This window comes from Oceaniglobus trochenteri, assembly GCF_020529025.1.
Lineage (GTDB): Bacteria > Pseudomonadota > Alphaproteobacteria > Rhodobacterales > Rhodobacteraceae > Oceaniglobus > Oceaniglobus trochenteri.
The window spans coordinates 323,918-336,485 of sequence record NZ_JACNMM010000006.1; the positions used below are offsets into that span (position 1 = coordinate 323,918).

7 protein-coding genes and 1 pseudogene are annotated in these 12,568 nt (G+C 62.4%); 5 read left to right on the forward strand and 3 right to left on the reverse strand.

All coding sequences use genetic code 11. The features are described 5' to 3' along the window. Positions 1-16: 16 nt before the first annotated feature. Genes H7828_RS12635 through H7828_RS12655 form a run of 5 tightly spaced genes read left to right on the forward strand, consistent with a single transcriptional unit; the run spans position 17 to position 7,241 of the window. Complete coding sequence (locus tag H7828_RS12635; protein ID WP_226781403.1) at positions 17-1,378, forward strand: Gfo/Idh/MocA family protein; 1,362 nt, start codon at positions 17-19, stop codon at positions 1,376-1,378. Between the two features lie 42 nt (positions 1,379-1,420). After that, positions 1,421-3,430: an ABC transporter substrate-binding protein gene (locus H7828_RS12640; RefSeq protein ID WP_226781404.1), complete on the forward strand. Its 2,010-nt coding sequence runs from the start codon at positions 1,421-1,423 to the stop codon at positions 3,428-3,430. A 34-nt stretch (positions 3,431-3,464) separates the two neighbouring features. Next, positions 3,465-4,490: an ABC transporter permease gene (locus H7828_RS12645; RefSeq protein WP_226781405.1), complete on the forward strand. Its 1,026-nt coding sequence runs from the start codon at positions 3,465-3,467 to the stop codon at positions 4,488-4,490. Then, positions 4,487-5,620: an ABC transporter permease gene (locus H7828_RS12650; RefSeq protein ID WP_226781406.1), complete on the forward strand. Its 1,134-nt coding sequence runs from the start codon at positions 4,487-4,489 to the stop codon at positions 5,618-5,620. Before H7828_RS12645 ends, H7828_RS12650 begins: the two co-directional genes overlap by 4 nt. Further along, complete coding sequence (locus H7828_RS12655) at positions 5,613-7,241, forward strand: ABC transporter ATP-binding protein (protein WP_226781407.1); 1,629 nt, start codon at positions 5,613-5,615, stop codon at positions 7,239-7,241. The genes H7828_RS12650 and H7828_RS12655 overlap by 8 nt, the downstream gene beginning before the upstream one ends. Positions 7,242-7,498: 257 nt before the next feature. Here the strand turns inward: H7828_RS12655 and H7828_RS12660 are convergent, their stop codons facing one another. The 3 genes and pseudogenes from H7828_RS12660 to H7828_RS12675 all read right to left on the reverse strand — a co-directional run. After that, entirely contained in the window at positions 7,499-8,452 is a 954-nt protein-coding gene (locus H7828_RS12660; RefSeq protein ID WP_226781408.1) for a response regulator, read from the reverse strand. 334 nt (positions 8,453-8,786) lie between these two features. Then, positions 8,787-11,915: a BapA prefix-like domain-containing protein gene (locus tag H7828_RS22735; protein WP_245398684.1), complete on the reverse strand. Its 3,129-nt coding sequence runs from the start codon at positions 11,913-11,915 to the stop codon at positions 8,787-8,789. A 404-nt stretch (positions 11,916-12,319) separates the two neighbouring features. After that, positions 12,320-12,568: pseudogene (locus tag H7828_RS12675) on the reverse strand (hypothetical protein); the annotation flags it as partial.

Below are 12,568 nucleotides of genomic sequence, written 5' to 3' on the forward strand. Positions count from 1 at the left end.
TATACCGGACCTCTTTTTGATTATTCAAGATGTCTTCATCCAGACAAGGGACCACGCTGTATCCACCATCAGGGGAGGTATCATGGGTCTTAAGGTAGGAATCATCGGCGTCGGGGCATTTGCCCGGGAATTCATCCCGCTGTTCATGGCACATCCGCAGGTCGACGAAGTAGGCGTGACGGACGTGGTCCCCGAGCGCGTCACCCGCGCACAGAGCGATTTTGGCATCAGAACGGCCTACGGCAGCGAGGCTGAAATGCTGGCCGCTGACATTGACGCTGTGGCGATCTTCACTCAAAGGCACCTGCACGGGCCAAGTGCCATCCGTGCGCTGAAGGCTGGCAAGCACGTTTACTGCGCGGTGCCGGCCGCCGTCACCCTGGACGAACTGCACCAACTGACCGAACTGGTTGCGCAAACCGGGCTGACCTATGTGCTGGGCGAAACCAGCTATTATTATCCCTCGACCATCTTCTGCCGCCGCAGGTTCCGCGCCGGCGACTTCGGCCGCTTCGTCTATGGTGAAGGGGCTTACTATCACGACATGGCACACGGGTTCTACGAAGCATTCCAGCACAGCGGCGGCGCCGAGTGGAAGCGCGCGGCGGGCTTTCCCCCGATGCTTTACCCAACACATTCCACGTCCATGGTGCTGTCGGTCACCGGCGCGCGTGTCACCTCGGTTTCCTGTCTGGGGTATCTCGACCGGCACGAGGACGAAATCTTCCGCGTCGGCGCCAACGACTGGGACAACCCCTTCAGCAACCAGACTGCGCTTTGCAGAACCTCCGACGGCGGAATGCTGCGGGTCAACGAATTCCGGCGGACAGCCGGGCCGCGGGGGCCCCATGGAGGCGTGATCGGTTCGATTTATGGAACCCAGGGCGTGCTGGAGCAGAACAGCCGCCATTCGATCTGGTGGGAGCACGAAGAAAGCGCCACGACCGAAGCCGAACTGCTGAAGCGGTTCACCTGCGACAAGGCATATATCCGCACCGAGGAATGGCTGGAAAGGCAACGCACGGGCGCACAGGAGGAGTTCTTTTCGGGAAAGGCACCGGAACATCCGACCGACGCGCTTCCGCCAAGTTTCACCGGCCTGCTGGACGGCCATATGGGCTCGCACCAGTTCCTGGTTCACGATTTCTGCCGCGCGGCAAGCGCGGGAAAACAGGCGCCCAACAACATATGGGATGCAGCGCGATACAACGCACCCGGCATCGTGGCCCGCGATTCAGCGCTGGCGGAAGGTGAGATGATGCCGGTGCCCGATTTCGGCGAAATGCCGAAGGGATTCTCGAAGGTTGCCGATATCGATGGGAGCGATGACGGCAGTGTGAAACAAGCCCATCAAATGGCACCCAAACAAGGTGCATGACGACCCCGATCAAACAGTCATCGGGAAAAACGGGAGGATTACATGCGACATCTGCTTTTGAGCGCCGCATCGGCGCTTGCGATTTCGGTTCAGCCGACCGGAGCAACGGAAATATTGCCAGAAGCCGAGAGCCTTTCAGGTCTGAAGGCCGACCTGCTGAGCCGTGACGAAATCTATGTCTATCGTGCACTGGAGACTTACCGCCAGGCCCCCTTCCTTGACGGCATGGTAGCCTCCGGCGCCCTGCCCCCCCTTGCCGACCGGCTGCCGGCCGAGCCTTTGGTCTTCCTTGAAGGCGCGATGTCCGACGGTACAGGCGAATACGGTGGCGTGTTCCGCCATGTCATCGGTGGACGGCCGGAAGGCTGGAACTGGGTCGCCGGACAATCCCAGGGTTGGGGCGGCATCAACATGGCCATTCAGGAATGCCTGGTCCGCCAAGGGCCGCGCTGGCAGATCAAGGCCGAAGACCAGGAAGGGCCATTGCCCAACCTCGCACGATCCTGGGAATGGAATGACGTCAGGACGGTCCTGACCATGTCGCTTCTTCAAGGTGTGCGCTGGTCAGACGGCGATCCGTTCGACGCCGAGGATGTGCGCTTCTGGTGGGAAGACAACGTCGAGGATCCGAACGTATCGTCGCGTATGCCAGCAGGCAGTTTCGGTTCGGGCACCAAACTGCGCGTCGTCGACGATCACACTGTCGAATTCTCGTTCGATGCCCCGCAGGGGCCGACCCTGATGGAGAGCCTTGCCTTCCCCCTGGGCTGCCCAGGTCCTTCGCATATCCTGAAGGACAAGCATCCGCGCTACAACGACAAGGCCGATTACGACAGCTACCGCGAGGCGCAGCCGGCAGAAAAGCTCGTCGATGTACCGGTGCTCGGTGCCTGGGGCCCGGCACAGTACCGGCCCGACGAACTGGTGGTTTTGCGGCGCAACCCCTATTACTGGAAGGTGGACGAGGCAGGCAATCAGCTGCCCTATTTCAACGAGGTCCATTTCAAGCTGGCCAGTTGGGACGACCGCACGACCCAGACCATTTCTGGTTCGGCCGACTTTTCGAACCTTCAGAACCCCGCCAACTATGTCGAGGTCCTGAAGCAGGCGCAAAGGCCCGATGCTCCGGTGACGGTCCAGTTCGGCCCGCGGGTCCTAAGCTGGCGGCTTGACCTCAACCTGTCCCGCAAGGGCGATCTTTCGCCGGTCGACGCCGAAATGCGCGACTTCTTTCGGAAACTGGAATTCCGCCTGGCACTGAGTCATGCGCTCAATCGTCCTGCCATCGGCAACGCGGTGGCGCGCGGTCCATTTGCCCATCCCTTCAGCGGAGGGTTCGCCATCGGATCGCCCTACTTCGACCGGGACAGCACGGTGTTTCATCCCTTCGACCAGGACAAGGCCAGGGCGTTGCTCGACGGTCTCGGACTTGCCGATACGGATGGCGACGGATACCGCAACCTTCCCGGCACGGGCGACAACCTGATCATCGATGTCATCTATCTGCCCGACCGTCCCGAGGACAGGAAACAGCTTGATGCCGTGGTCGCGCAGCTTGCCGAGGTCGGTATCAGGCTTCTGGTGCGGGGAACCGACTCCACGAACCTGAACACCATGCGGCAAAGTGGCAATTTCACCGCCGCGTTCGAGCGTGTCCCCATGGTGATCCCCACCCGCGACACCTGCGCCAGCCTGCCGGTCGGGCCGAATTGCCCTTCCTATCACCAGACCGACCCCGACCAATCCGACAGGCTTGACTTCGAAGGCGAACTGGCAACCGCCTACGGTGCCTTCGTCGCTGCGCCCGATGCCGGGGAACGCGCAGAAATCGCCAAACAGATCCAGCGGCTGATTACCGAGAACGTCTATACCATCGGCACGGTGCAGTTCCCCGGCGCGCTTCTTGTCAACAAGCGTATCAGGAATGCACATCCCGACACCCCGGTGTTCATGTTCGAATGGGCGGAAGACAGTGTGATCCGCGAAAGGCTCTGGACGCCCGAGGACGAGCAGATCGGCGAACTGCTGCCAGAGACCATCACGGGGGGCTGAGCCCCCCCTTTTCCCTGATCCCCCAGGAGGACGAATGGCTTTCCTGCATTTCTTGGCAAAGAGGCTGATCGCCACGATCCCGCTGTTATTCGGGGTGTCGCTGGTGTCGTTTGCGCTGATCTACGCCGTGCCTGGCGATTATGTGGACCGGTGGATGTCCGAGACCATGGGCATGACCGGCCAAAGCGCCGATGACCTGCGGCCTCAGGCCGAAGCCATGCGCGAACGTCTCGGTCTCGACAAGGGTTTTGTCGGGCAATACACCGACTGGCTGGGCGGGATCGTCCTGCGCGGAGACTTCGCAATGTCGTTTGCGCAATCCCGCCCGGTCACGGATGTCATAGGGCAGCGCCTGCCCAGGACGATCGGCCTTGCGCTCATCACACTGATCGTGGGGCAGGCCCTTGGCACCCTGCTGGGTATCTACGCCGCGACGCATCAGTACCGGCTGGGCGACAACCTTGCAACGCTGGTGGCCTTCGTCGGGATCGTCATTCCCAAATTCGTGATGGCGCTGGTCCTGCTCTACCTTCTCGCTTTTGTGTGGCATTCACCCTACATCGGCGCATTCAACTCTCCACGCTATCTGTTGCAGGACGGTTTCTCATTCGCAAAGCTGTGGGATCTTTTCCTGCATGTCTGGCCCATCCTTCTCATCTCGATCTGGGCGGGACAGGCCTATACCACCCGCATGATGCGCGGAAACCTACTTGATGTCATGAACATGCAATACATCGAATCCGCGCGGGCGAAGGGGCTGTCGCGCCGCAAGATCGTCTTTCGCCACGCGGTTCCGAATGCGCTGCACCCACTCATAATGAACATGGGCACGCGGTTCGATTACATGATCAAGGGCGAGATCGAGATTGCGATCGTGCTGGGGATTCCCACCCTCGGCCCCCTGATCCTGAGCGCGGTCGCGGAACGCGACATGTATGTGGTCGCTGCGATCTTCATGATGGTTGCGGTGTTTCTTATCCTGGGGAATGTTCTGGCCGACCTTGCGCTGGCTCTCCTCGACCCGCGCGTCCGCCGCGCGACATTCGGAGGACAGACATGAAACCTATCAGCGGAAATGCCGACCAGGCCACCGGCACGCAGGATCTGCCCGAGAGGGAAAGCCTGGGCTACTGGGCCTTGGTGTGGCGTCGGCTGCGCAGGAATGCCTATGGCATGGTTGGCATGATCATCTGCGCCTTCGTCGTTCTTCTTGCGGTCTTCGCCGGATTCATCGCGCCCTACAGCCCCGAGAACTCGGACCCCGATGCGATCTACACGCCGCCCCAGGTCATCCGGGTTCTGGATGAGAACGGAAGCCTGACGGCGCCCCATGTCCTGCCGTTCACCGAGGAATTCGACAAGCAGACCTACGAACTCATCTTCGCGCCGGACAGGTCGCGCCCTCTGAAGATCAGGTTCTTCGTTGAGGGCGACCCCTGGACGCTGGCCGGACTGACGTTCGACACGCATCTGATCGGTACCGAGTCGGGCGAGCACGTGCATTTCCTTGGCACCGACAGCCTGGGGCGCGATGTGCTTTCACGTCTCATTCACGGAACTCGCACGACCCTGATGATGGGCGTTCTGGTCATGCTGGCCTCTTGTGTGATCGGCACCTCGATCGGCATCGCTTCGGGCTATTTCGGCGGGATGTTCGATCTTGTCGTCCAGCGGCTTGTGGAATTCGTCAAGTCCTTTCCCGATCTGCCCCTGTATCTTGCCCTTGTCGCCGTGATGCCGCGCAGGGCGGAACCCATCGCGGTATTCCTCATGTTCGCGGTGATACTCGTGCTGCTCAGGTGGGCAGACCTCTCGCGAGAAATCCGGGGCAAGGTCATCTCCATCCGCGCAACCGAATACGTCGATGCAGCGATTGCCGTCGGGGCCGGAGACCGGCGCATCATCTTTCGCCACATTCTTCCCAACACGTCGTCCCATGTGATCGTCTGGGCAACTTACCAGCTTCCCGAAGTCATCCTTCTAGAATCCTTCCTGTCGTTTCTGGGGTTGGGCGTCCAGGCGCCCATGGTGTCCTGGGGCACCATGCTCAACCAGGTGCGCGATTTCCAATCCCTGAACGCGGCGCCGTGGATGCTTGCGCCCGTTGCAATGATCATTCTTTCGGTGCTTGCCTTCAACGCCTTTGGCGACGGGCTGCGCGATGCAATGGACCCATATTCCAATGACTGAAACCGCTCCCGCCCCTTTGCTTGCCCTGTCCAACCTCTCTGTCACCTTCCGCACGGTGACCGGCAGCGTCGAGGCCGTCCGCGATCTGAGCTTTTCACTGGCAAAAGGCGAAACCCTTGCCATCGTGGGCGAATCCGGCTCAGGGAAATCGGTAACGGCCCGCGCGATCATGGGAATGCTGGCCCCCAATGCCCGCATGAGCGACGAAAGCAGCGTGCAGTTCAAGGAAAGCGAGCTGACCCGCTACAGCGATGAAGAGATGCAGAAGCTGCGCGGCAACAGCATCTCAATGATTTTCCAGGAGCCTCTGACAAGCCTCAATCCCGTCTATCGGATCGGCGAGCAACTGGGCGAAATCATCGCAACCCACCGCGACCTGTCCAAGGCTGCGATCAAGGCCCGGGTCATCGAGTTGTTGCGCGAGGTGCATCTGCCAGACCCCGAGGCAAGATTCGCCCAGTATCCACATGAAATGTCCGGCGGGCAGAGACAGCGTGTCATGATCGCCATGGCCCTGGCGAACGAACCTGACCTTCTCATCGCGGATGAACCGACAACCGCGCTGGACGTGACGGTGCAGGCAGAAATCCTTGGTCTTCTGAAATCGCTTCAGAAACGGCACGGCATGGCCATGCTGCTGATCACCCACGATCTGAACGTCGTCCGCAAAATGAGCGAGCGCGTTGTCGTCATGCGCCACGGGCAGTTGGTGGAACAGGGCGACACCGCCGCGATCTTCGCCAATCCGCAAATGAGCTATACCCGTCACCTCATTGACAGCGAACCCAGCGGAGAACCGGACCCGATTGCCGGCGATGGTGAAGCCGTCCTCCAGTGCCACGACCTGAACGTCCTGTACCGGATACGCCATGGCGGTCTGTTCGCCCGGCGGCATCTGGACATCGAGGCGGTCAAGGATGTCACCCTGCGCCTGTCCCATGGCGAGACGCTGGGCATTGTCGGCGAATCCGGGTCGGGGAAAACGACGCTGGGAATGAACCTTGTCCGCCTGAGAACCCCGACGTCCGGCAGGATCGAGTTTCAGGGAACCCCGATCGAGCGGTTGACCCGGTCACAGATGAAACCCCTGCGCCCCCGCATGCAGGTGGTGTTCCAGGATCCCTTCTCGTCACTGAACCCCCGGATGATCGTGCGGCAGATCATCGAGGAAGGCCTTATCGTGAACGGTATCGGCCGGACGACTGCGGAGCGGCTTGAGCGGGTCAAGGCCGCGCTTGCGGATGTGAAGATGCCGCTCTCGGCGCTCGACAGGTTTCCGCACGAATTTTCCGGCGGGCAGAGGCAACGTCTGGCCATCGCGCGCGCCATTGCGCTCGCCCCCGATTTCATCCTGCTGGATGAGCCGACTTCAGCGCTCGATTTGTCGATTCAGGCCCAGATCATCGAACTGCTGAGGGATCTTCGCCGCAAGCATAACCTGTCCTACCTGTTCATCAGTCACGACCTGAAGGTCGTGCGGGCGCTGTGCCACAATGTGATGGTGATGCAGAACGGCCGCGTCGTCGAAGCGGGGCCGACGGCGCAGGTGCTGGAACGCCCGAAGACCGAGTACACGAAACGACTTGTCGACGCCGCCTTCCGGATCGTGTCGCCCGCCTGACAATCGGGAACAGCAACTCAGGAGCCCCCGGCAGCCTGAGCATCGTCCCGATGTCAAGGGCCCCATGGGCACCGGCAAGGCGCAGGGTGGCACCAACGTGATCGTCGCCGCAATCACCGGCGTGGCCATGCTCCGGGGGGTTGGGGTCGCCATGGCCCAAGGAACGTCTCGTATCCCGGGGGCGCGCCGGTTGCATTGGGCGGGCAGCGGCCCGCCGCACTGGCCTGCGAGAGTGGTGGTCGTCGGTCGACCGAACCCTATGCCATGCGCAATGCGGATTGCCGGGCAGCCGGGCGGGGGCTTATGCGTTCTTGTGCGCGGCCAAAGGATTTTCTGACGCGCTGCGTGCGAATGCCGTGGGGAACGATCGGATTCCCCACCTGCACCTCTACGGGGATATGGGGGCCAAATGCCGATCTCGCCGTCAAGGCCCCGAGGGCGCCGCGCAGGTCGGCCTGCAGCAGGCAACCAACCGGCAGGTCCAGGCCGCGCGTGATGCACATGAATGTGCCCTCGCCCGTATAGGCCATCAACAGCCGAGAGGTTGAGACCACTCCGGCCAATGCCCCCACCACACCGGCCAGCACATCCACGAATGCACGGCTGTTGCTGCGATGATAGATCTGGTCGATATCTTCGATCCGCATTGCAAAGATGCGGCAGACCTCGATCTCGCTGGCCGGAAGCTGGGTCAGGTAATTGCCAAGAGAGAATGGCAGGATCAACCGGTCGACACCGCTGATCCGAAAACTCTGGGACAGGTCGAAGGGGTGTCGTCCGGCAGGATCTCCAGCCCCGAGAAGGGCCGGATCCACGGTCAGGTTCGCGTCGCTCTTTGACAGGAAGCGCTCGGCCACATGCACCCGGCTGGTGAAAGCCTTCATGTCGAAACGCTTGATTATATAGTCGTTTGCCCCGGCCGCGAAGGCGCGTTCGATCGAGGGGCCGTCGGCGCGGGCGGTCAGCATGATGATCGGTGTATCCCGGTAACGCGGCATTTGCCTGATGCGCGCGCAAAGCTCGATCCCGTCCATGCCCGGCATTTCGATATCAAGGATGAGACAATCGAAGGCGGCAGACGGATCGTCGAGAATGGCAAGGGCCGCCGAGGCTGAATCTGCAAGCTGAATGGGGGGGTAGCCGGAGGTTCTGAAAAGACTGGGCAGCAGCGCCCGAACAAACTCGTTGTCGTCAACGGCCAGAATTCTCATCGTTCCCTCCTCGGTCCGGCAATTCGCTTCTTATGCGGAAGGCACCTGGAAAAATGGCGCGCCCGCGTGGCTTGCGCCTCACCCCCGAATGGCCATCGGCCTTCCCCGTTGCGGTTGCCGCATGTTGCTCGGGCCTTGTTTCGCGGACAAAGCGGCGCCGGCGATCCGCTCTTTTCCGGTCTGGGGAGCAACGTGAAAATTCGGCACTGACCTTACGATCTTGGCATAAATTGCCGCCGGTTCAGTCAGTGCCGAGAGGCAGGGAAGTATCCAGGTGAGGGGTGTCTGACCCGCATATGCTGCGGATCAGACCTTCGTTTCGTGAGCAGAAGAATTAGGCCATTCCGTTATCGTCGGAATTGAAGAGGCCCCCAAGCAGACCGCCGACCAGGCCATCGTCGCCAAGGACGCCGTCCGTCACGCCGCCGTCGAGCAAGCCGCCAACCAGGCCGTCGTCTCCGACGACACCGTCCAGCAGGCCATCGCCCAGCAGGCCGCCCACCAGACCGTCGTCGCCAAGGACACCGTCCGTCAGGCCACCGTCGAGCAAGCCGCCAACCAGGCCGTCATCTCCGACGACACCGTCCAGCAGGCCATCGCCCAGCAGACCGCCGACCAGACCGTCGTCGCCAAGGACACCGTCCGTCACGCCACCGTCGAGCAAGCCGCCAACCAGGCCGTCTTCTCCGACGACACCGTCCAGCAGGCCATCGCCCAACAGACCGCCCACCAGACCGTCGTCGCCAAGGACACCGTCCGTCAGGCCACCGTCGAGCAAGCCGCCAACCAGGCCGTCATCTCCGACGACACCGTCCAGCAGGCCATCGCCCAGCAGACCGCCAACCAGACCGTCATCGCCAAGGACACCGTCCGTCAGGCCGCCGTCGAGTAGGCCGCCAACCAGGCCGTCGTCGCCAAGGACACCGTCCGTCAGGCCACCGTCGAGCAAGCCGCCAACCAGGCCGTCGTCTCCGACGACACCGTCCAGCAGGCCATCGCCCAGCAGACCGCCAACCAGGCCGTCTTCGCCAAGGACGCTGTCCGTCACGCCGCCGTCGAGCAGGCCGCCAACCAGGCCGTCATCGCCGACGACACCGTCCAGCAGGCCATCGCCCAGCAGACCGCCGACCAGACCGTCGTCGCCAAGGACGCCGTCCGTCACGCCGCCGTCGAGCAGGCCGCCAACCAGGCCGTCATCGCCGACGACACCGTCCAGCAGACCGCCGACCAAGCCGTCATCGCCAAGGACACCGTCCGTCAGGCCGCCGTCGAGCAAGCCGCCAACCAGGCCGTCGTCTCCGACGACACCGTCCAGCAGGCCATCGCCCAACAGACCGCCCACCAGACCGTCATCGCCAAGGACACCGTCCGTCAGGCCACCGTCGAGCAAGCCGCCAACCAGGCCGTCTTCTCCGACGACACCGTCCAGCAGGCCATCGCCCAACAGACCGCCGACCAGGCCGTCATCCCCAAGGACACCGTCCAGAAGGCCGCCAGAGGCATCGGGATCCGAGGCGCCTTCGCCGATCGTACCCGTTCCGGTCAGATCACCCACCAATCCGTCCGCTCCGGTCACATCAGAGAGCGTCCCGTCGTTGCCAACCAGATCCCCCAGGAGACCGTCGGAACCCGTGATGTCCCCAAGCACACCGTCATTGCCGGTGATGTCCCCAAGAAGACCTTCGTCTCCGATAAGACCATCGGTGAGACCGACATCGGGTGTGATCGTTCCGTCTCCCAGGACCGGCTGGCCCAGAAGATCTTCGGCCAGATCACCGATGGGCGATTCACTTCCGACCAGATCGCCCAAGAGCCCGTCGGACCCTGTGATGTCGCCGAGCAACCCGTCGTTGCCGGTGATGTCCCCAAGCAATCCGTCGTCTGCAAGGATCGGATCGAGCAGACCCTGGTCACCCATGTCCGTACCATTGGTGGGGTCTGTTACATCGGTGCTGTCCGTACCATCGGTGCTGTCCGTCCCGTCGGTGCCGTCCGTCCCGTCGGTGCTGTCCGTCCCGTCGGTGCTGTCCGTCCCGTCGGTGCCGTCCGTCCCATCGGTGCTGTCCGTCCCGTCGGTGCCGTCCGTCCCATCGGTGCTGTCCGTCCCGTCGGTGCTGTCCGTACCATCGGTGCCGTCCGTTCCATCGGTGCCGTCCGTACCATCGGTACCGTCCGTCCCGTCGGTGCTGTCCGTTCCGTCGGTGCTGTCCGTACCATCGGTGCCGTCCGTCCCATCGGTGCTGTCCGTCCCATCGGTGCTGTCCGTACCATCGGTGCCGTCCGTTCCGTCGGTGCCGTCCGTCCCATCGGTGCCGTCCGTCCCGTCGGTGCCGTCCGTCCCATCGGTGCCGTCCGTCCCGTCGGTGCCGTCCGTCCCGTCGGTGCTGTCCGTCCCGTCGGTGCTGTCCGTCCCATCGGTGCTGTCCGTTCCGTCGGTGCTGTCCGTACCATCGGTGCCGTCCGTACCATCGGTGCCGTCCGTCCCATCGGTGCTGTCCGTACCATCGGTGCCGTCCGTTCCGTCGGTGCCGTCCGTCCCGTCGGTGCTGTCCGTCCCGTCGGTACTGTCCGTCCCGTCGGTGCCGTCCGTCCCATCGGTGCTGTCCGTCCCGTCGGTGCCGTCCGTCCCATCGGTGCTGTCCGTCCCGTCGGTGCTGTCCGTCCCGTCGGTGCTGTCCGTACCGTCGGTGCTGTCCGTTCCGTCGGTGCTGTCCGTACCATCGGTGCCGTCCGTTCCGTCGGTGCTGTCCGTTCCGTCGGTGCTGTCCGTACCATCGGTGCCGTCCGTCCCATCGGTGCCGTCCGTACCGTCGGTGCTGTCCGTACCATCGGTGCCGTCCGTTCCATCGGTGCCGTCCGTACCATCGGTACCGTCCGTCCCGTCGGTGCTGTCCGTTCCGTCGGTGCCGTCCGTCCCGTCGGTGCTGTCCGTCCCATCGGTGCTGTCCGTACCATCGGTGCCGTCAGTGCCGTCGGTGCTGTCCGTACCGTCGGTACCGTCCGTCCCGTCGGTGCTGTCCGTCCCGTCGGTGCCGTCCGTACCATCGGTGCTGTCCGTCCCGTCGGTACCGTCCGTCCCGTCGGTGCTGTCCGTCCCATCGGTGCCGTCCGTACCATCGGTGCTGTCGGGATCACCACTGCTGCCACCGCTCATTGCCAGGCCAAGACCCCCGGCCCCGACAAGAGCAGCCATTGCGGCTTGTTGATCCTCCATCGACAGGCCAAGGCCGCCTTCGCCGTCAAGTTCGCCGCGAATGCCGCTGTCCGTCGAATCGCCAAGGATCAGGCTGTGAAGCGAGCCGTTCTCGGCCGGTGTATAGAAATCATTGATCAGGATACGGTCGCCATTCTTCAACTCGACGATCAACGTATCCCCTTGGCGGGAATAGCGGGCAATATCGCTCGAAACCGCATTAATTCTGATGCCGATTGCGGGTCCAGCCTGGATCACCTTTTCTGACATGGATTCTGTCCTCTCATGGCCTAGGAGCGCTCTGTGTGAAATATCGAAAGTCTGGTAGACAAACTTAAGTATGTACTAACCAGACGAAAGGCTGCGAAGTCAACAAACTTTTGCAGTGAACGCCAATGAATGCCCAATCTGCTTTGCGACCTGGGATCGTGCACAAAATGGAAGCAATCTCATTGCGCGCGGGGATATCGGGATAACCTCAGGCACCGAAACTGGCGGCATATGCCAAAGCCCTGTTGCCTCTGCGCATCATAGAAATGGGCGCTGGCTTTCGACTGTCCGGAAAGACACAGGGCGCAGGGCGGCAGGGAATCAGGCGGAAAACAAAAAATGCCCCGGTTTCCCGGGGCATTCTTCATTCTTTTCACGTTTGCCCTTAAAGCGCGGCAATCAGGTCAGATGTCGTCAGCAACAGCGTCAAGCCCGGCCAGAAGATTGCCAGTGCTCAGAGTGTCGAGAGCACTGTCGACCAGCCCACCTTCGCCCAGGATGGGATCCAGCAGGTCGTTCAGCGCACCGCCGGACCCGTCGCCGTCACCCAGCAGACCAGTGCCCAGCAGATCGCCGACAAGGCCGTCCTCACCCGTCACCTCGCCAAGGGCGCCGTCATTGCCTACGAGATCGCCAAGTGAGCCCTCGGAACC